Annotated in this window: 23 protein-coding genes; 6 read left to right on the top strand and 17 right to left on the bottom strand. The window is 34.9% G+C overall.

The window, feature by feature from the left end; all coding sequences use genetic code 11:
* Positions 1-57: 57 nt before the first annotated feature.
* The 7 genes from CLV55_RS01385 to recF all read right to left on the bottom strand — a co-directional run bounded on the left by CLV55_RS01385 (position 58) and on the right by recF (position 6606).
* Positions 58-861, bottom strand: a complete 804-nt coding sequence (locus tag CLV55_RS01385) for an energy transducer TonB (protein WP_112111945.1) — start codon at positions 859-861, stop codon at positions 58-60.
* A gap of 238 nt (positions 862-1099) precedes the next feature.
* A complete protein-coding gene (locus CLV55_RS01380) occupies positions 1100-1651 on the bottom strand; it encodes an RNA polymerase sigma factor (protein WP_112111944.1) in 552 nt (183 codons plus the stop codon).
* The gene (locus CLV55_RS01375; protein ID WP_112111943.1) at positions 1642-2748 is read right to left on the bottom strand and encodes a glycosyltransferase; all 1107 of its coding nucleotides are present in this window, start codon (positions 2746-2748) and stop codon (positions 1642-1644) included. Before CLV55_RS01375 ends, CLV55_RS01380 begins: the two co-directional genes overlap by 10 nt.
* Before the next feature lie 192 nt (positions 2749-2940).
* Positions 2941-3954 carry a UDP-N-acetylmuramate dehydrogenase gene (murB, locus tag CLV55_RS01370; RefSeq protein ID WP_112111942.1) on the bottom strand — a complete coding sequence of 338 codons (1014 nt, stop codon included), beginning with the start codon at positions 3952-3954 and terminating at the stop codon, positions 2941-2943.
* Between the two features lie 87 nt (positions 3955-4041).
* Complete coding sequence (locus tag CLV55_RS01365; RefSeq protein ID WP_112111941.1) at positions 4042-4716, bottom strand: DUF2461 domain-containing protein; 675 nt, start codon at positions 4714-4716, stop codon at positions 4042-4044.
* Positions 4717-4748: 32 nt separating this feature from the next.
* Positions 4749-5471, bottom strand: a complete 723-nt coding sequence (locus CLV55_RS01360) for a thioredoxin domain-containing protein (RefSeq protein WP_112111940.1) — start codon at positions 5469-5471, stop codon at positions 4749-4751.
* Between the two features lie 55 nt (positions 5472-5526).
* Positions 5527-6606 carry a DNA replication/repair protein RecF gene (gene recF / locus CLV55_RS01355; protein WP_112111939.1) on the bottom strand — a complete coding sequence of 360 codons (1080 nt, stop codon included), beginning with the start codon at positions 6604-6606 and terminating at the stop codon, positions 5527-5529.
* A gap of 144 nt (positions 6607-6750) precedes the next feature.
* Here recF and CLV55_RS01350 point away from each other — a divergent pair, with 144 nt between their 5' ends.
* The 6 genes from CLV55_RS01350 to CLV55_RS01325 all read left to right on the top strand — a co-directional run bounded on the left by CLV55_RS01350 (position 6751) and on the right by CLV55_RS01325 (position 12848).
* Positions 6751-7545 (top strand): tetratricopeptide repeat protein, encoded by a 795-nt coding sequence (locus CLV55_RS01350; RefSeq protein WP_112111938.1) that lies wholly within the window; start codon positions 6751-6753, stop codon positions 7543-7545.
* Between the two features lie 67 nt (positions 7546-7612).
* Positions 7613-8113 (top strand): 6,7-dimethyl-8-ribityllumazine synthase, encoded by a 501-nt coding sequence (gene ribH, locus CLV55_RS01345; RefSeq protein WP_112111937.1) that lies wholly within the window; start codon positions 7613-7615, stop codon positions 8111-8113.
* A 150-nt stretch (positions 8114-8263) separates the two neighbouring features.
* Positions 8264-10114, top strand: a complete 1851-nt coding sequence (gene mutL / locus CLV55_RS01340) for a DNA mismatch repair endonuclease MutL (protein WP_112112208.1) — start codon at positions 8264-8266, stop codon at positions 10112-10114.
* Positions 10111-10872 (top strand): rhomboid family intramembrane serine protease, encoded by a 762-nt coding sequence (locus tag CLV55_RS01335; protein ID WP_112111936.1) that lies wholly within the window; start codon positions 10111-10113, stop codon positions 10870-10872. The genes mutL and CLV55_RS01335 overlap by 4 nt, the downstream gene beginning before the upstream one ends.
* Positions 10873-10887: 15 nt before the next feature.
* Positions 10888-11751: a rhomboid family intramembrane serine protease gene (locus CLV55_RS01330; protein ID WP_112111935.1), complete on the top strand. Its 864-nt coding sequence runs from the start codon at positions 10888-10890 to the stop codon at positions 11749-11751.
* 50 nt (positions 11752-11801) lie between these two features.
* Positions 11802-12848, top strand: coding sequence for an endonuclease/exonuclease/phosphatase family protein (locus tag CLV55_RS01325; RefSeq protein WP_112111934.1), 1047 nt, complete (start codon positions 11802-11804; stop codon positions 12846-12848).
* A 9-nt stretch (positions 12849-12857) separates the two neighbouring features.
* Here CLV55_RS01325 and CLV55_RS01320 read toward each other — a convergent pair whose 3' ends face one another.
* The 10 genes from CLV55_RS01320 to CLV55_RS01275 form a co-directional block, all read right to left on the bottom strand.
* Positions 12858-13472, bottom strand: a complete 615-nt coding sequence (locus tag CLV55_RS01320) for a WbqC family protein (RefSeq protein ID WP_112111933.1) — start codon at positions 13470-13472, stop codon at positions 12858-12860.
* Between the two features lie 25 nt (positions 13473-13497).
* Positions 13498-15051 carry a signal peptidase I gene (gene lepB, locus CLV55_RS01315; protein ID WP_112111932.1) on the bottom strand — a complete coding sequence of 518 codons (1554 nt, stop codon included), beginning with the start codon at positions 15049-15051 and terminating at the stop codon, positions 13498-13500.
* Between the two features lie 47 nt (positions 15052-15098).
* A complete protein-coding gene (locus CLV55_RS01310; protein ID WP_112111931.1) occupies positions 15099-15461 on the bottom strand; it encodes a four helix bundle protein in 363 nt (120 codons plus the stop codon).
* Positions 15462-15482: 21 nt separating this feature from the next.
* Positions 15483-16193: a 4-hydroxy-tetrahydrodipicolinate reductase gene (gene dapB / locus CLV55_RS01305; RefSeq protein WP_112111930.1), complete on the bottom strand. Its 711-nt coding sequence runs from the start codon at positions 16191-16193 to the stop codon at positions 15483-15485.
* Positions 16194-16243: 50 nt separating this feature from the next.
* A complete protein-coding gene (locus CLV55_RS01300; RefSeq protein WP_112111929.1) occupies positions 16244-16810 on the bottom strand; it encodes a DUF5683 domain-containing protein in 567 nt (188 codons plus the stop codon).
* Positions 16810-17709: a ParB/RepB/Spo0J family partition protein gene (locus CLV55_RS01295; protein WP_112111928.1), complete on the bottom strand. Its 900-nt coding sequence runs from the start codon at positions 17707-17709 to the stop codon at positions 16810-16812. Before CLV55_RS01295 ends, CLV55_RS01300 begins: the two co-directional genes overlap by 1 nt.
* A complete protein-coding gene (locus CLV55_RS01290; RefSeq protein WP_112111927.1) occupies positions 17706-18479 on the bottom strand; it encodes a ParA family protein in 774 nt (257 codons plus the stop codon). The genes CLV55_RS01295 and CLV55_RS01290 overlap by 4 nt, the downstream gene beginning before the upstream one ends.
* Positions 18480-18692: 213 nt before the next feature.
* A complete protein-coding gene (locus tag CLV55_RS01285) occupies positions 18693-19574 on the bottom strand; it encodes an SDR family oxidoreductase (RefSeq protein ID WP_170122228.1) in 882 nt (293 codons plus the stop codon).
* Between the two features lie 78 nt (positions 19575-19652).
* On the bottom strand, positions 19653-20219 hold the full coding sequence (locus CLV55_RS01280; RefSeq protein WP_112111926.1) for a hypothetical protein: 567 nt from the start codon (positions 20217-20219) through the stop codon (positions 19653-19655).
* Positions 20207-20845 (bottom strand): outer membrane beta-barrel protein, encoded by a 639-nt coding sequence (locus tag CLV55_RS01275; RefSeq protein ID WP_112111925.1) that lies wholly within the window; start codon positions 20843-20845, stop codon positions 20207-20209. Before CLV55_RS01275 ends, CLV55_RS01280 begins: the two co-directional genes overlap by 13 nt.
* Positions 20846-20900 lie beyond the last annotated feature (55 nt).

The raw sequence follows: 20900 nt of genomic DNA, 5'->3' as shown, positions 1-20900 counted from the left end.
AAAGCCTGTCGCTCTTGTTGCGACAGGCTTTCAAACTAACAAATTTAATAGAAGATTTTATTCTGATGTAACCGTAATAGGCATTGTGAATCGAGTTCTCACGGGTGCTCCATCTTTATAACCAGGGCTCCATTTTGTTTTTAATGATGTAAGAACACGAAGGGCTTCATTGTCAATTACGGGTGTGGTTTTGTTGATAATTTCGATGTCTGTCATTGTGCCGTTTTTTTCAATGACAAAGGAAACAAGCACACGAACAGTTTCCCCTTCTTCCATTTCTTGACGTTCAAAATGAGAGCCAACATATTCACAGAAGTTTTTAATACCTCCGGGAAACATGGGTTGACGATCTAATTCTTTAGAATTTACTGGCCCTTCAACAGGGGTAGGCAAAATGGATAAACCGCCGCTGTTATGATTTGTTGGAAGGTCGGAACTAATTCCTGTTCCAATGGATGAGGTCGAACCACTATTTTTTGGTGTTTCGGCATTTATTGTAACTGAAGTTTGAGCTTGATGCGTTTCAACCACTACCAATGGTGCATTAAGAGTTAAGGGTTTTGCTGATGGAGCTTTTGCCTCAGTTTTTTTTACTTCGGGTTTTTTAGGTTCTGTTTTCGGTACAACCGGATTAACATGACTTGCACGGGGTAATGTACAGGCAATAATTTTTTCCTTAGGTTTTGTGTTAAATGAGCTTAATAAAACGATGGCTCCAACAAGAAATCCAATTCCAAAAATAAAAGCAAAAAAGGTTGTTTTGGCGCTTTCTAGACGTAATTGATAGGCACCATATTGTTGATTTTTGCCTTCAAAAACAAGGTCTAACCACTTTTTTTCAAAGATACTTACGTGTAACATAATTCAAAATTTTAAAGGTTAGGTATCATTGTTACATAGGCCTTATTTTTACATGTAAAAGAAGTAAAGCGGATTTATGATAATAACGCAAGTATTTTGTGAATATTGTGTAGGTATAGTAATAAATATGATTTTATATTGAGATATTTTTTAAAATCACCTAGATTTACTGAGTATGTTTAAATAAAAAACTCGTTGTTTTAAATTTTGTGTGCAAACGTAAAGGAAGAACAGAAAACTAACGCTTAGTTTGAATAATTTCAGCAAGAAGTTTTTTAGCACGCAACAGTTTGATTTTTATATTATTAAGTGGCTCGTTCAGTTGTTCTGAGATTTCTTGATAACTCATTTCTTGAAAATACCGCAAATGAATCACCTCTTGATAATGAGGTTTCAATTCTTTAATAAATTGAAGGAGTTGAGATAAATTTTGTTCCGTAATGAGATCGTCTTCTGCGCTAGGGGAGGTGTCCGCTACGTTGTAGGCTTGCTGATCTTCTTCATCAGTAATTTCAATAAAAAGAGAGGATTTCTTTTTTCGTAATAAGTCGATATGAACATTTTTTGCAATGGCAATCAACCAAGTATTGAATTGGTACTCCGGATTATAAGTAGCTAATTTGTCGAAGGCTTTTGAAAAAGTTTCTATGGTTATATCTTCAGCATTGGTTTCGTTTTCAGTACGTTTTAGCATAAAACCATACACTTCGTTCCAATAGTGGTCTAAAAGAAACGTGAACGCTACTTGGTCGCCTTGTTTGGCTTTTTCTATGTAATGAGTTATTTCCAATGCACTGGTTTTGAAAAAGTATTGCTTATAAACACGAACAATTGTGTGAAAACAAGGAGTAATTCGATAAAAGGAAACCAATATATGGTGTCTTTTTCTTGCAGTTTTCCAGCGGCAAATCCGAGCGAAATCCAAGCAAATAAGTATCTAAATCCCAAGATGCTTAATACTATAATCCATTGAAATTGATATGAAAGTAAAATGATAGGCAACACAAGGAATAATAATTGCGTCATATAAAATAAGCCTAGCTGCATTCGATCAAATGATTTGTAATGTTGAGCTGTAGCGACGTGTCTTCTTTTTTGTGTAAACCACTCTTTGAAAGTCGTTTTGGGTTTTGAATAAGTAAAACTGTCGGCATGAAAGCATATGGTGGTATTTGAACCTGTCGCCGCTTGATTAATGAACAAATCATCATCGCCTGAGCGAATTTTCATGTGGTCAATAAAGCCTCGAACCCTGAAAAATTCTTCTCGTTTGTATGCCATATTACGACCTACACCCATGTAAGGTTTGCCTATTTTTGCCCAAGCAAAATATTGTGTAGCGGTCAATAGTGTTTCAAAACGAATCATTTTGTTTAGAAACGAATTTTTAATCTTTTCATACGCTCCATACCCTAAAACGATAGTTTTTTCCTTAGTAAATTGCGCACTCATTGTCTGAATCCAATCGGTGGTTTTTGGGTAACAATCCGCATCAGTGAATAATAAATATTCGTTTTTAGCGGCCTTAATGCCAAGTGTCAGTGCAAATTTTTTATTACCCCAAAAAGCTTCGTTATTTTCTACTTTTACCAATTTAATGTTGCTGTATTCCTTTTCAAAAGCTTCAAAAATTTCTAGAGTATCGTCTCGAGAGGCATCGTCAATCAACACAATTTCATAATCAGGATAATTTTGATGGGCCAACAAAGGAATAAAGTTTTTTACGTTTTCCTCTTCGTTTTTAGCACATACGATAACCGAAATGGGCACTCTTTTGGGGTTAATAGTTTGTGGTTTGGCAAAGGAAAAATTTCCAAAAACTATAATATAATACACAAGTTGCAACACAACTACGGCAATGAACAAACAAAAAAGAGTGAGTAGCATAACAGTTTAAAAGTCTTAAAAAAAACGTATGCAAAACTACAAAAAAGCATTTTAGAAAATAGCGAAGCAATCTAGTTTTTTTAACAAATAGATACTCACTCAGATGAATCACATATCATGATATTCAAAAGTGGATTTTATTTACTTGATTAAATTTCATCAAGAATATACTTTTATGAACAAGAAAAACTGTTAAACAACGTTTACTTCTGCTTCAATAGCAATGTTGTATTTTTTTAAAACGGTATCTTGAACATACTTGGATAAGTCTAAAAGCTCTTGACCTGTGGCAGAACCATAATTGACCAAAACCAAGGCTTGATTTTTGTGTACGCCCGCGTCGCCTTTTCGATACCCTTTCAATCCAGCTTGTTCAATAAGCCATCCCGCTGGGACTTTTACTTCAGTGGGCGAAACTTCAAAAAATTTTACATCGGGAAATTGGGCTTGCACTTTTTCAAAATGAGTTTTAGAAATTATAGGATTTTTGAAGAAACTTCCACTGTTACCTAGTACTTTTGGGTCGGGTAATTTTTGTTGACGAATAGCAATCACAGCATTCGAAATGTCTTGTAGTGTTGGATGTGTAATGGATTTACGATCAAGTTCAGACCTAATATCGCCATAGTCTGTGTGTATGTTGTGGTTTCGTTTGGTAAGTTTAAAAACCACCGAAGTAATGATATATTGCCCTTTTACTTCATGTTTGAAAATACTTTCACGATAGCCAAATTGACACGCACTATGGGTAAATATTCTTCTTTCTTGAGTTTCGACATGAATGGCTTCACAAGAAACAAATGTGTCTTTAATTTCGGTACCATAAGCACCTATATTTTGAACAGGAGTTGTGCCAACATTCCCTGGAATTAGAGACATATTCTCTAATCCACCGAAGTTTTGAGCAATAGTCCACAAAACAAAATCATGCCAAACTTCTCCTGCTTGTCCTTCGACCCAAACAAAATCCTCATCTTCTTGTATGATTCTTTTTCCTTTTAAGTCCACATGAATGACTAAAGCATCAATATCTTTTGTTAAAAGCATGTTGCTTCCTCCCCCTAAAATGAATTTTTTTTCATTTTGATGTTGTTTTAATAGGGTTTCTAATTCATCCAAGGTATGTACGGCAACAAATTGTTTTGCTTTGGCTTCGATGCCAAAAGTGTTATGTTTTTTGAGGGAAAAGTTATTTTGAATGTGCATAAATAATTACGAATTGTGAATTACGAATTGCAAAAGTATTGAAATTAAAAATTCGTAATTCGTCATTTTTAATTTATGAATTAAAAACTATTCTTCGGTTTCTAGAGCGCGGCTCAAAAAATCATTCAATGGTTTTAAGGCAATTAGTTTTTGAGCAACTTTTTTACTAAAATCAGCTTTAGTAAATTCATGTTCATCAATTTTATAAGAAGCAGTAAAACTTTTTAATTTGAGAAATTCTATTGCCGGATGACTAGGATCAAAATCTTTAGGGGCTTTTTTTAGCATGTTTTCATCAGATTTATCCAAGTCATTGAAAATCGTCTTAAAATTTTTTGCAGTAAGGATAGATTCTAAATCATCGTAAAAAAATTCAATTTCTTTACGAATGAGTTTTAATTCATTTGGTTCAGGGCACCAAACGCCTCCCGCAATAAAACAATTACCTTTTTCAAAATGAATGTAATAGCCTGGAGCATTTTTACGATTTTTATTTTGTGACAGCCAAACGCCCATATTCGTTTTGTAGGGAGACTTATCTTTGGAAAACCGAATATCTCGATTGATTCGAAAGGTACAATTTTTTATTTCTAAGCCCTCGATTTTTTCGTCTAAAGGTTTCATTTCAGATAATAACAAAGAAATAAAGTTGTGATACTCTTTTTTGTAGGCTTCATAACGTTTTTTATGGTTATGCATCCATTCAGTATTATTGTTGGCTGATAAATCTTCTAAAAAACGAAGTGCTTCGGTGCTAATCATATTTTTAATTTATTGCTATCTACTTTTTTGATTTAAATATGTTTTCTTAGTTCATCTTCTGAAATAAATCCAATGTTTTTCCAAACTACTTTTTTGTTTTCATATAATAATAATGTAGGCAGACTTTCTATGCCGAGAGATCCCGCTAAGGTAGTGTTTGAGTCTACATCTATTGAAATAATAGTAAGATTTTCTTTAAGTTCATCTTTAAGTTTTTCTAAATAAGGAGCCATTCTTTGACAGGGACCACACCATTTCGCATTAAAGTCTATAAGAACTTTATTGTTATTTTGTATTAATTTTTGAAAATCAGACTGAGACATTCCGCTTGCATTTGTTTGTTTATTATTCAATCCCATAGCGTCCCATTTCATCATGCCACCTTCCATATTGTAAAGTTCGGTAAATCCCATTTGTTCCATAAGTTTTACAGCTTCACTACTTCTTCCGCCACTTAGACAATAAACAAAAGTAGGTTTGGTTTTGTCTAATTTAGCAATTTGATTTTCAAATTCAGGATTGTTGTAATCTACATTAAGAGCATTTGGAATGTGATTTGACTCAAATTCTTCTGGAGTTCTCACGTCAATTAATTGTGCATGATTTGTGCTTTTAAGTTTATTAGAAAAAGATAGGGCATCCAAATTGCACGAAATTACTTGCGTATTTGCATCAGTAAAAGAATCTTTACTTTTTTCTTTGCAGCTAAAAAAAATTAAACTAAGTACAAAGAATAGTGTAATTTTTGTTTTCATTTTTTTGGGGTTATTGTTGTTTAAAAAGGTAAATATATGAATTGTATTCTAAAAATCACAAATTAAATATTTTATAAGTTTGTAAAGTACTTTTTACAATGGTTTCGGTCCGCTCAGCATGAGTATCTGAAATAAATAATTGTCCAAATGTATCTTGATTTACCATTTCAATAATTTTTCCCACTCGATCTTCGTCCAATTTATCAAAAATATCGTCAAATAGTAGTATAGGGAGTTTGCCGGATTGTTTTTTTACAAAATCGAATTGGGCCAGTTTCAGAGCAATTAAAAATGATTTTTGCTGACCTTGTGAACCAAATTTTTTAATGGGATGTTGATCAATTTCAAAAGATAAATCGTCTTTATGAATCCCAACGGATGTGTATTGTAGTGCTCGATCTTTAGTTAAATGTTGTTCTAAGAGGGTGTGCATCGAGTTTTGATGCAAATGACTTTCATAGATCAATTGTACTGCCTCAGCAGCCCCAGAAATCGTTTGATGGTAGAAATTAAAAATAGGTATAAAGGCTTCAATGAATTTTTTTCTTTTCTCAAAAAGGGGAAGGCTTAAGGTATTCAATTGGTCATTATATATCAATAAGGTGTCGTGATCAAAGACGTGATTCAAAGCAAAATATTTTAATAATGCATTGCGTTGACTCAATACTTTGGTATATTGGATTAATTCATGAAGGTATTGGGAGTCTAGTTGTGAGAGTACTGAATCTAAAAAACGTCTACGGGTTTCACTTCCTTCAATTATTAAATCACTATCAGCAGGAGAAATAATCACCAAAGGGATTAAGCCAATGTGATCTGAAAACTTATCGTAAATTTTTCCATTGCGTTTTAAGATTTTTTTTTGTCCTTTTTTATAACTCGCAATAATTTGTTCCGTTCGTTCTTCTAATATGAATTGACCATCTAAAACAAAAAAATCCTCTCCATGTTTTATGTTTTGTAGTGTAATGGGGTTAAAATAACTTTTCCCGTTTGCCAAATGATAAACAGCATCAAGAATCGTTGTTTTGCCTACACCATTTTTTCCTACGAAACAATTGATTTTGGCATCAAAATCAAAATTTTCTTCCGAAATATTTTTATAATTGAAGAGAGATAATTTTTTTAAAAACATTGAAATGACTTAGATTTACGTGCTGTAAGCTCTTTTTTGGAAGCTCTTTTTTTTCAAGCCTGCAAATTATTGAAAAATATCGATAAAAATCGCTTTTAAATTTGAATAAAAATTTTATTTTTGCGCACACTAAATTAAATTTAAATGGCAACTTTCAATAAAAGAGGTTATAAAGCTCCGAAACCAAAAGAAGAAAAAGTAGAAAATACTTTTATCGAAGAAACACCAGAAATCGATACAAAAGATAGTACTACAGCTAAAGCCTTTGACGCTTTAGACGAAACGGCATCAAAAACCGAAGAATGGGTAGCACGCAATCAAAAATATATTATTGGTGTAATTGCAGCGGCAGCTTTTGTAACTCTTGGATATTTATCATTCCAAAAATTTATTGTAGAACCCAAAGAGGAGGATGCTACAACAGATTTATTTGTGACTCAAAACAATTTCCAATTGGCAACTGATGCAACTGATGCAAAAAAACAAGACTCTTTGTATACGCTTGTATTAAAAGGTGCTGAGGGGAAACAAGGTGCTCCTGGTATTGCAGAACAATTCTCTGGGACTGATTCTGGAAATATAGCTAACTATTATGCAGGGATTGCTTCTTTAAATTTAAAAAAGTATGACGATGCAATTTCATATTTAGAAAAGTTTTCTTCAAAAGATGCGTTCTTGGGTTCTATTGCCATTGGTGCCATTGGAGATGCTTATGCACAAAAAAATGATGCCAAAAAGGCGTTAGAAATGTATGAGAAAGCGGCACACCAAACAACAAATGAGTTTACTACACCTAGATATTTGTTTAAAGCTGGACAAACTGCATTATTGTTAGGCAATAAAGCAGAAGCTTTAAAATATTTTACTGAAATCAAAGAGAAATACGATGCTACACCAGAAGCTCAAAATATTGATGCTTTGATTGGAATGGCGCAATAATCAGTATTCATCAGTGTTTCGTTTTCAATAACTATGTTAACTGGGACTGAGACTGCAAACAAATAAAATGGCTACAGCTAATAAAAATTTATCAAATTACGATAAAAATACAATCCCAAATGCGAAAGATTTTCGGTTTGGGATTGTTGTTTCAGAGTGGAATGACCACATTACGGAAGGCCTTTACAAGGGTGCTCTAGCAGCATTATTGGATTGTGGTGCGATTCAGGAGCATATCATTCGATGGAATGTACCTGGTAGTTTCGAATTGGTGTATGGAGCACAACGCATGATTGTTACCCAAGAAGTAGATGTTGTCATAACTATTGGATGTGTAATAAAAGGGGAAACCATGCATTTCGAATTTGTTTGTGAAGGGGTAACTCAAGGAATAAAAGATTTAAATGTGCAAACCGACGTGCCTGTAATTTTTTGTCTGCTGACAGATAATAACGAGCAACAATCCATTGATAGAAGCGGAGGGGTTCACGGAAATAAAGGAACTGAAGCTGCTATAGCTGCGATTAAGATGGCTGAGCTAAGGCGTGCCACGGCTCCTATAAAGTAACTAACATCGAAAGCCTATTTTTTAAATAGGTTTTCTTTTTTTAGGAACTTCTTAACTATATTAACCAATAGATTTTCCTTAATTTTGCTATCTTTGGTTTTTATGCCATTCTTACTGAAAACTAATTATAGAACACTGAAAACTAAAAAAATGTCTAGCATCATTCAATTACTTCCTGATCATGTAGCCAACCAAATAGCCGCTGGTGAAGTAGTACAACGTCCAGCTTCGGTAGTAAAAGAGTTGCTAGAGAATGCGGTAGATGCAAAGGCAACTGATATAAAATTAGTACTCAAAGATGCTGGAAAATCTTTAGTTCAAGTCATTGATAACGGCATTGGCATGAATGTCACTGATGCACGTTTGTGTTTTGAGCGTCATGCTACTTCTAAAATTCGTCAAGCAGAAGATTTGTTTTCACTCCATACTAAAGGATTTAGGGGAGAGGCATTGGCTTCCATTGCCGCTATTGCTCATGTCGAAATGAAAACGCGTCAAGAGCAAGAGGAACTCGGAAATCATATCGTTATCGAAGGAAGTAAATTTGTATCGCAAGAACCCGCAGTACTTCCAAAAGGAACATCGTTTTCAGTTAAAAATCTATTTTACAATATTCCAGCACGACGTAATTTCTTAAAATCAGATACGGTTGAATTACGACATGTTATAGATGAATTCCAACGCGTGGCATTAGCTCATCCAAATATTTATTTTACCATGTATCACAATGGGAGTGAAGCATTCAATTTGCCCAATTCAAATGTGAGACAACGAATTGTGAATATTTTTTCGGGAAAAACCAACGAAAAGTTAGTACCTATTCAGGAAGAAACAGATATTCTATCAATCCAAGGATTTGTGGGTAAACCTGAATTTGCTAAAAAAAATAAAGGAGAACAGTTTTTCTTTGTAAATGATCGATATATAAAAAGTGGGTATTTACATCATGCTGTGATGAGCGCCTATGAAGGGCTATTGCCGGCAGGGTCACAACCCAGTTATTTTATCTATTTGCAAGTGCCACCCCACACGATTGATATCAATATTCATCCTACTAAAACAGAAATTAAGTTTGATGATGAACAGGCGTTATATGCAATTTTACGCGCTACCATTAAGCATAGTTTGGGACAATTTAATGTGGCTCCGGTATTGGATTTTGATCGGGATCCGAATTTAGATACTCCTTATGCATTCCAAAACAAAGCAGCTGAATACCCTACGATTCAAGTAGATCGTTCATACAATCCGTTTTCTGACGAGAAAAAAGAACGAAGTGGCAGTACAAAAAACCATTACCCCAAAACAGAGAGTGCTTCTAGTTGGGAAAGTTTATATGTTGGTTTGAAGCAAGAGGCTTTTGATATTGCGCCTTTTGAAGTTGAAAATGAAGAAGTCACAGCTTCATTATTTGAGGATGAACCTACGGAACAATCGGTAACCAAAACCTATCAAATTCAAAAAAAATATATTGTAAGCCCTATAAAATCGGGTATGGTGATTATAGACCAAAATCGAGCGCATGAACGTATTTTGTATGAGCAGTTTTTGAAAAACATGACTGTCCAACACGCATCGAGTCAGCAATTGTTGTTTCCTTTACATTTATTTTTTACGAGAAATGAAATTCATCTATTAGCAGAATTACAAGCGGTACTGCATAGCATTGGTTTTATTTTTGAAGGATTTGAGTCAGATGCAGTTCACATTTCAGGGATTCCGGCACACACTTCTGAGTCTGAAATTCCACCCTTATTAGAACAATTGATGCGCGATTTGTCGGAAGGCATTCCAGAAAATAGTTTTAGTTTGAATGACTCAATAGCCAAATCGATGGCTAAGAGTTTAGCTGTAAAAAATGGAGTTTATCTTTCCGAAAAAGACCAAGAAAATATAGTAAACAATCTTTTTGCTTGTAAAGAACCTAATACAACACCTTTTCAAAAAAACACTTTCATCACCATGCGTGTGGAAGATATCGATAAAAAATTTGCCCTATGATGAGAATCACCCCTGTTGTAAAACAACTCTTGATATTAAATATCATTTTTTACATTGGATCGCAGTTTCCAAGTGTTAGAGCCTATCCTTTGTTTTCAGAGTTTTATTTTGAAAATTCAAATTTTAGAGCTTGGCAACCTTTGACTAGCATGTTTATGCATGCACCATTACCAAATTTTACACATATTTTCTTTAATATGTTTGCATTGTATTCTTTTGGAAGCGCCTTAGAACATTTTTGGGGAGGTACCAAGTTTTTATTTTTCTATATTTCTTGTGGAGTAGGTGCTTTTTTATTAAACCAAGGAATCCATTATTATCAATTTCATCATGCTTTAGAATTGTTAAATGAAGCAAATGCATCACAGAATGATATTACTGTTTTTTTAAATGAAGGAAGATATAATTCTAATATCCTAAATTTTATTTCAATTTCAGATTTAGGAGACATGTATCAAGCATATAATTCTCAAACTTTAGGAGCTTCAGGAGCCATTTATGGTTTATTAGTGGCATTTGCCTTTATGTTTCCCAATGCAGAGTTGGGTATTATGTTTATTCCCATTCCAATTAAAGCAAAATATTTTGTACCGGGTTTGTTGGCCGTAGACTTGTTTCTCGGATTAAAAGGACAATCCATTTTTGGTGCTGGAAGTACTGGAATTGCTCATTTTGCTCATATCGGAGGTGCTATCACCGGATTTATTATGATGTGGTATTGGAAGAAGAATCAGTTTAATCATAACCGTTGGAACTAATTTATTATTTCTACTATGACTATTTTAGACGATATTAAGTGGCAATATAAAACGGGTGGAATGGCCAATAAAATCATCTATTGGAATGTAGGGGCTTTTCTTATTTCTATTCCTTTGTTTTTCCATTTTAATGAGTATGTCTTTGATTATCCCACTTGGATCGCTTTAACTTCCAATTGGCATCAGGTGCTTTATTTTCCCTATACGTTGGTGACCTATTCGTTTCTTCATGCGGGATTTTGGCATTTGTTTTTTAACATGATGATGCTTCAATTTGCAAGTCGCTTGTTTTTAACGTTTTTTACACAAAAGCAATTAGTAGGCTTGTATATTCTCAGTGGCATTTTTGCGGGGTTATGTTTTGTAGGAGTATCCTATTTTATGGGAATAGAAAGCAATCTTGTTGGAGCTTCAGGGGCCATTATGGGGGTTTTGGTTGCCACGACAACCTACCAACCGTTGATGGGAGTTCGTTTGTTTTTGTTTGGAGCGGTAAAATTATGGCATGTAACGGGGGTGATATTGTTGCTTTTTCTTTTGCAGATTGGAGTAGACAACACAGGCGGGCATATTGCTCATTTTGGTGGCGCTTTTTTTGGATTTTTCTATATTAAATTGCTTCAAAATGGAACCGATTTAAGTATTTGGATTTCAAAAGTGATGGATTTTTTTGTTACTTTGTTTCAGCCTAAAAAGAAAACCCCTTTTAAAAGCGTTCATGTAAATTATAAAAAGCCTAATACAACTCCAAAAAGTTCTATTATACTCAAAGATAAGCAACAACAACAAGTAGATGAAATTCTTGATAAAATAAGTAAATCAGGCTACGATAGCCTCACAACAGAAGAAAAAGAATTTCTATTTAAATCGGGAAAATAAACCTATATGGCATTATGAGTATCGCCAAAACTTGAGTTGAGACAAGAATTATGAAAAAACTGTCTACCTTCAATAAAGTAATGTTTTTTTTCAATATAGTCCTTACTGTATTGACTGTCTTGGCGTATGTTTTACCTTTTCTAGCACCTAATTTTTTTCCTTTTTTATCGGTATTAACACTTGTTTTACCCTTGTTCCTTATTCTTAATGCCTGTTTTTTTCTGTATTGGTTGTTTCAAGTTAAAAGACAAATGATTTTGTCGGGTATGGTTCTTACTATTGGAATTACCTTTATCAACACGTTTTATAAATTTTCTTCAAATGAACAGCCTGTATTAGAAAAAGATTTTCTTGTAATGAGTTACAACGTGCGTTTGTTCAATTTGTTTCAGTGGATTCCGAGAGAGCATGTTGGAAGTGATATTAAAAAGTTTATAGACGATATCAATCCTGATATTCTATGCATTCAAGAATATTCAGAAACCGCCAAAGTCGACCTTCGCGTGTACAAGCATAAATTTATTTTTATGCAAGGCAAAAAGATTAAAACGGGACAAGCAATTATGTCTAAATATCCTATTGTGAATCAAGGAAATATCAACTTCCCAGAATCGGATAATTTAATTGTTTTTGCTGATATTCGCAAAGGAAAAGATACCATTCGTGTGTACAATATGCACTTGCAATCCATAAAAATATCACCCGATGTTACGGAGATTGAGGAGAATGTGGATTCTATTAGCAAACAGAAATCACAGCTTTTAGTGAGACGAATTTCTAAAGCCTTCAAAAAACAACAACGACAAGCCGAAATTTTAGTGAAACATAAAAAAGAATGCCATTACCCCATGATTATTTGTGGCGATATGAATAATAGTGCTTTTTCTTATGTATACCGAAATATTAAAGGGAATCTAAATGATTGTTTCGAAGAAGCTGGAAATGGCTTTGGACAAACTTACAATTTTAAATACTATCCAGCACGTATCGACTATATTTTTGCTGATAGAAAAATGAAAGTAAAGAGTTTTCAAAACTTTCCCGAATTTAAAAACTCAGATCACTATCCAATTCTTGCCCGATTGGCTCTCGACTAGTTTTTTGGTTTATAATACTTGAGATTTCAGATAATCTAAGGCAAATTTTCCTTCGTTAAAGAGCACATCTAGGATGCTTAAATTATTCAAAAAACCATGTTTTTGTTCGAAAACTTGTGTGTAGGGTGTCACTAGGGTTGTATCTTTTTTGCCATTAGCTAAAGGTCTCAAATCGATTACTCCTTCGGGTTCATGGAAGTATTCAATGGTTTTAGTATAGTCTAAAGGCATACGTAAACAACGGCTTACCAAATCTAACGTATCCAAATTCAAGTCCATTAAATAGGTGTAGTGTTTCTCAAAAATTACCCGAATGTCATCTTCAAAATATTCAAAAAAAGGGGAGCTTCTATAGGCAGCGTCCAACGATTTGAAATGCTGTTTTTGCCAACCAAAATCATTTTCAATGCGTACTTCTTTTGTTTTTTGATGGTTTTTTGCGCTGTGTTTTACAGGCACATTAAGCAGTTGAATCCCATTCGGACTGTATATATACATCCTGTTTCGGTTGGTTTGTTTTTGAAAATGATCTTCTACCTCAAGAACAATTCGGTCTGCTTGAGCCATCGCCACAAAATGACTAATGGAACCAAAATAAGTAGGATATAGTAAAACGGGATTCATGAATTTGTCAGTGTAAAAGGGTCAATTACAATTTGTTTTTACGTTTTTTCCAAAAATGTTCTCCCACAAAGTATAATGCTAAAAAGATGAGGAAAAATTTAAAATATGATTGAGGTTGTCCTTCACCATTTACTGTAGTAAACAGACGTTCCCAGCGAATTTTATTAAGGATGCCTTTTCCGTCACTATCCCAACTCATCCAAATAAATACTGGTTTTCCTACAATGTGATTTTCAGGAACAAATCCCCAATATCTACTATCTTCAGATCGATGGCGGTTGTCTCCCATCATCCAATAGTAGTTTTGTTTAAAAGTGTATGAATCTGCTTTTTTACCATTGATGTATATAACGCCCTCTTTTACTTCTAATGTATTGCCTTCATATTCAGTGATGATTCTCTTGTATAAGGGTAAAGATACCGAATTTAAAGCTACTTTTTTACCTTCTTCAGGAATATAAATTGGACCGTAATTATCGATATTCCATGGTTTGCAATGAGGGAAAACAGCTAAGTCAGGTTTCTTATTAACAAAACGGGATACCGTTAGACCTGAAACTTGTTTTAGTTTTGCTGCACTTTCTGCCGTTACCGCTGGGAAATAAATAGAATCTCTATTGGCATTTAATGGAAAAGGAGCGTCAGCCTGTGTAATTTTTAAATTTTGTAATAAACCATCGACATCAATAGGTGTTTTTTTGTCCCAAATTGCAATATACGAATACTGAGGTTTAGCTCGTTCTGGTAAAATTAACTTATTTCCATTAACGAATATTTCTCCATCTTTAATTTGAAGGGAATCGCCAGGAGTTCCCACACAACGCTTTACATAATTTGATTTTTTATCAATTGGTTTATCTACACGTGGTCCTTTTTTGTCGAAAAACTTTACCACTGTATCCCCTGGCCAGTTGAATACTACAATGTCATTCTTTTTGATTTTTTCAAAACCAGGTAATCTAAAATAAGGCAATTGCGGCCATTTTAGATACGACTTTGTCTTGATAAGAGGCAAAGTATCGTGCACCATAGGCGCCGCAACGGTTGTCATTGGCGTACGCGCACCATAATTGAATTTACTCACAAAAAGGAAATCACCAATAAGCAATGATTTTTCTAACGACGATGTTGGAATGGTAAACGGTTGAATAAAGTAGGTGTGTACAAAAGTTGCCACAATCACCGCAAAAAGTAATGAACTAATGGTATCCCCTGTTTTGGTTGTTGCTTTTGTACTTCTTTCAGGTTCGTGAGTCACCTCTTGTGTATAATTAATATAGTACAAATAAAGACCACAACTAAAAATTCCTAGTAGCGTGTCGTTTGTAGATTTTTTTCCAAAACTACGTAAGGTTTCCACCCAAATTACAGGAAACATGATTAAGTTGATGATAGGAATAAAAAGCAACAAAGTCCACCAAGTAGGACGATTGATGATTTTCATTAATACAATCGAATTATACACAGGTACAGCAGCTTCCCATGCTTTTCTACCTGCTTTTACATATAATTTCCATGTTCCTAAAAAGTGAATGACTTGAACTATTAGGAAAAACAAAATCCATTGATACATTGACATAGTTTTTTATTTTTAAGATTAAAGAAAATAGAGAATAGAAATTAGACTTATATCAGCCCATTTTGAAAGGACATCGTCATCTTTTGAAATTCTTCTACTTTTGTTTCTAAATTTTGAAATAGTATTTCAGTTATATATTTTCTGTGTTTTGTAATAATTAATTGTGAAGTAAATTCAAATGAAGAACCTAGCGAAATATCTAAAAAAGGACGAAATGATTTATCTGTCCTTGATGAACCTTCAGCAACAGTATTTGGTATGGATACCGAACATCGACTTATTTGAGCGCTTAAATCATATCGTTCAGGTGTTGGAAAGTCAATTAAAATATCTGATATATCATTAGCAATTTCAATTCCTAATTGCCAAATCTTCAAATTTTTATAATTATGACGTCTATTTGAACTCATTTTAAATCTTTGTTCTATTCTCTATCTTCTTTTTTCTAAATCCAACACATCACGCATGGTGTAAACCCCTTTTTTACCAATCAACCATTCTGCTGCGATAACAGAGCCTAGCGCAAATCCATCACGATTGTGAGCCGTATGTTTTATTTCAATAGTATCTACTGCTGACGAGTAAAAAATACTATGTGTGCCAGGTACGTTTTCTATTCTTTTGGCATCAATGTGAATTTCATGGTTTGTTGCTTTTTCTAATGTCCAATGGGTATAATTGGAATGTTCAATAATTCCTTTTGCTAGGGAAATTGCTGTTCCGCTTGGCGCATCAAGTTTTTGGGTATGATGAATTTCTTCCATGGATACGCTATACTGATTGAATTTTGACATCATTTTAGCCAGATAATCATTCAATTCAAAAAATAAGTTAACGCCCAAACTGAAATTAGAACCATATATAAAAGCCCCATTTTTTTCTTTACAAAGTGCGGTCATGGTATCATAGTGGTCGAGCCAACCCGTTGTTCCAGAGACAATAGGAATGCCTCGATGTAAACATTCGGAAATATTTTCCACCGCTGATGTGGGGACACTAAAATCAATTGCAACCTCTGCCAATTCAAGTCCGTCAAAAGGGGTGTTACTCGATTTTTTTAAAACAATCTCGTGTCCACGTTCTAAAGCAATTTGTTCAATTACTTTTCCCATTTTTCCGTATCCTAAAAGTGCTATTTTCATGTTGGATTAGTTTTTAAGGTCTCCCAATTGTTACAAATTTTATGAAAATTTTATAATTTAAGGCGTAAACAAATGCCTAATTCTTGTTTTTTCGTAAAATCGTTGTTATAGAAATCAGGTTTTATGGTGAGGTTGTCATTGACGTTAAACTGCATTAAATGAGCATCTACATTTGCATCCACAATATTTAATACATAAAAAAGTGCAGTAAGTAAGGCTGATAAATCTCTGTTATTCTGGTAGAACTTTTGGGCATATATTAGACGGGAATCATCTAGGTAAGAGTAATTGTCGTCATAATAGCCTTCCAAACGTCTTTTATACGCATCTCGATATTGATGGTATTTTTTGTTATTGCTGATGTAAAAATAAATAGTGGTTCCCAAAGCGCCATACACAAGGGGAAGCTTCCAATATTTCTTATTGTATGCCTGTCCCATTCCTGGAAAAACAGCCGAATAAAAAGCTGCTTTTGCTGGAGCTAAGGGATTAATCGTTGTTTTTTTTATAGCCACAGAATCTTTAGGAATAAGGACTAACTCTTTTTTATCTTGAGCAAAGCCAATACAATTTCCTAAAAGAAATACAACAACAGCTATGTAAAAAAACTTACGCACTAGCTGTTGATTAATTTTATAATTCGATGAAAGTCTTCCTCAGAATGAAATGGAATTGTAATTTTTCCTTTTCCTTTTCCTGCCACTTGGATGTCAATTTTAGAGCCAAAAAATGAGGTTAAGGCTTTTTTCTGTTCTTCATTTACCGCAAAACTTCCTTCTTTCTTAGTGACAGCGACATTGGGTTTTGTGCCATCTTGATGTTTTTTAACCAATGCTTCGGTTTCACGAACAGAAAGATTTTGACTCACTATTTTTTGATAAATATCGCTTTGAACGTCTTGGTCGTCAATGCTTATAAGCGCTCTACCGTGCCCCATGCTGATAAAACCATCTCGGATTCCAGTTTGAATAATCGGGTCTAATTTTAGTAGGCGAAGGTAATTTGTAATGGTCGAACGTTTTTTTCCAACACGTTCACTCATTTGTTCTTGTGTGAGTTGAATTTCATCAATCAACCTTTGGTAGGACAATGCAATCTCAATTGGGTCTAAATCATGGCGTTGGATGTTTTCTACCAAAGCCATGACCAAAGATTCATTATCGTTGGCAATTCGGATATAGGCAGGAACGGTTTGTAAGCCTACAATTTTTGAAGCTCGTAAACGACGTTCCCCAGAAATGAGTTGGTATTTATTGAAATCTAATTTTCTAACCGTAATAGGCTGAATCAACCCAAGTTCTTTAATGGAAGAAGCTAATTCTTGTAAGGCTTCCTCATTAAAATTGGTTCGTGGTTGAAAAGGGTTAATTTCAATAGCATCAATATCAACTTCTAAAATGTTTCCTACAACTTTATCGGCGTTTTTATCCTCAACCGATTTGATGTCGTTTTCAGGATCTTTTAATAATGCTGACAAGCCTCTTCCTAAAGCTTGTTTTTTTATTGCTTTTGTCATAAATCACTTGCGGTTTTTTGTATAATTTCTTCGGCTAGACTGAGGTAGTTTGTAGCTCCTTTACTCGTAGCATCAAAACTAATAATACTTTCTCCAAAACTTGGGGCTTCGCTCAACTTTACATTTCGTTGGATGATGGTTTTAAACACCATATCGTTAAAATGTTTTTGAACTTCTTCTACCACCTGATTGGATAATCTCAATCGAGAATCATACATGGTTAAGAGCAATCCTTCAATATCGAGGTTCGGATTATGTATTTTTTGAACACTTTTTATGGTGTTTAACAATTTACCCAAACCTTCCAAAGCAAAGTATTCGCATTGAATAGGAATCACAACACTATCGGCAGCTGTAAGCGCATTGAGCGTGAGTAATCCCAAAGAAGGCGCACAATCAATTAAAATATAATCGTATTTTTCCTTAATGTTTTCTAGGGCTTGCTTCAGCATGTATTCCCTATTTTCTTTGTCTACCAATTCAATTTCAATAGCAACCAAGTCAATATGTGCTGGAATGACGTCTACATTGGGAGCAGTAGTGGTTACTAGGGCTTCTTCTGGGGTATTGGTGTGTTCTAAAATTTGATAGGTTCCGATTTCCACACCCTCCACATCAATTCCCAATCCTGAACTGGCATTCGCCTGTGGATCGGCATCGATTAAGAGTACTTTTTTTTCTAAAACGCCCAATGAAGCGGCAAGATTTACGGAAGTTGTTGTTTTTCCAACGCCTCCTTTTTGATTGGCGATTGCAATGATTTTACCCATTTCTTAATATCAAATTTTGAGGTGTAAAAATACGATTTATTATCGTTTGTGAAAGTGTTATTTGTTAACAATCTTGTAATTTTTTGAATAAAGATAAAAGATGAAGGAGAAAAGAATATAGAATTCAGCTACATAGAAAAAGTCAGAAAGAAATTTCTATCTAAGCTAATTTAGTAAGTACGCAACTGATCACTGAAAACTGATCATTGAAAACTATTTATTGCCTTTGCTTTTTATCATCATTTCAAGCATGTCCCACATTTCCTGAGGGATTTTTTCAAGAATGTTGAATTGTCCCGCTCCTTGCAGCCATTCGCCTCCATCTATGGTAACGACTTCTCCGTTGATGTAGCCTGAAAAATCGGAAACTAAGTAGGCGGCCAAGTTGGCTAATTCTTGATGGTCTCCCACACGTTTTAAAGGTACTTTTTTGCTCATGTCAAATGTATCGGCTAAGTCACCTGGTAAAAGACGGTCCCAAGCGCCTTTTGTTGGAAAAGGTCCTGGTGCAATGGCGTTCATGCGGATGCCATATTTGGCCCATTCTACAGCCAAACTTCGCGTCATGGCGAGTACTCCTGCTTTGGCAGTGGCACTAGGCACCACATAGGCAGAGCCTGTCCAGGCATAGGTAGTTACGATATTGAGTACTACAGTGTTTTTTTGTTGGGTGTGTATCCAATGTTTCCCAAAAGCAAGGGTACAGTTTTTACTTCCTTTGAGTACGATGTCGATAATGGTATCAAAAGCATTGGCAGACAAACGTTCTGTAGGCGATATGAAATTTCCAGCAGCATTGTTGAGTAATACATCTACCGCACCAAATGTCTCAAGAACGTGAGCAAGCATCGCTTCTACTTGGTCGTAATGGCGCACATCACAAGCCACAGCAAGACAAGTTCCTCCAGTTTCTTTTTCAAGTTCTTGGGCTGTATGTTGCAGTTTTTCGAGGTCTCGAGAGGTAATGGCTACTTGTGCACCCAATTCCAAGAAGTATTTTGTCATGGCTTTACCCAGACCGCTTCCGCCTCCTGTAACTACAATGGTTTTTCCTTTAAGGGCGTCGTCTCGAAGCATTTTTGCCGATGTATTCATGTGATGAAAATTAAAATTCAAAGATAAGAAAAAAAACTAGGCGTGCATACTATTTTAATACATCCTCGTTTTTTTGTTTTAGAATGCATTGATGTTGAACGCTAAGCCTGCTGAAAAGCGTACTTCATTCAAACTCTTTGCTAGAGTGTATTTGTGTGTGCCTTCAATGAATCGGGTTTCCACAAAGAAATGAAAGAGTTTGTTTACATAAAAATTGTATCCTACCACTTCAGAGATAACAGGATTAACTCCCATTTTGGATTCGATATCTGGAACGAGATTCGAGTTAATTTTTGTGAATGAAACCCCAGGTTGTAGTCCTATATACAGATCATGATTATTCGAAACAAAGTGTTTGGATGCCCCAAAAAATAGGTTGTGGTTGTATTGAAAGGTGCTTTCTTGTGTCCCCATTGCCCCCATAGAATAGTAGCTTTCTCCTGAAAACGAAAGGGTATTAGTGACAAATCCTTCCAAAGCCCCATGCAGGTAAAAATAGGATTCGTTAGTGGAGAGCATTTTCGATGGACTCAATGTGAGTTGCATATTGATTAAGCCTTTTTTGATTATTTTAGACTCTTGCGCTGCGAGGGTTCCTGTCCCCAAAAGGAACAACAGCAGTATGTATTTGGTTATCGTTTCCATAATTTGAAAAGTTTGTAGTTGAAACTTACAGTAGTTAATAAATGTCCTTCCAACGAAGTCGGTTTTTGTTCGGTGATGGTGACCTCATCTCCATCAATATCAGCATCCAATTCCTTGGTGAGGTGAATCATGTATTGGCAGGTAAGGGAAATATCAAAACGATCGGTGATGTTGATATGAGTTCCTAGACCGGCTTGAACCGCAGAGCCCCAGCGTTGTGCCGAATTTGAAGCATCGTTTAACGCTGTTTTTTTATTATAATCAAAACAATGTCCTGCTACAATATAGGGTTGGATTACTTTTGGAAATTCCCGATGGTTAAAAGGGTAGAAGAGCACCGACCAACCAATGTGTGCATAATCGCTTCGCACTTTGTCTTGGACGTTAATCGAAATGTAATCGGCAAACCAATCGGTGTTGACTTGATTGCTCAACTGAATTCGAAATTGTCCTCCTGTTCCGATGCCAGTACCATCTCCGTCAAAAAGACTCAAAGTGCTTCTGCCACCTAACGAAAACCAACCCGATTGCGAATCACTCTTGTTGATAACCGCTTGGGCTGCACTCTGTTGGGAACAACTCAATAGGAGTCCCCATACAACTAAAAAAAGGAGGTTCTTTTTCATACGTTCTTGTGTTTAGTTAAAAAACGTAACAATTGTTAAAAAATTGTGAAAGGAG

Source organism: Flavobacterium aciduliphilum (assembly GCF_003268855.1).
GTDB classification, from domain to species: Bacteria; Bacteroidota; Bacteroidia; order Flavobacteriales; family Flavobacteriaceae; genus Flavobacterium; species Flavobacterium aciduliphilum.
The sequence above is the reverse complement of the archived record's forward strand: the minus strand, read 5'-3'. Positions and strand labels throughout refer to the sequence as shown.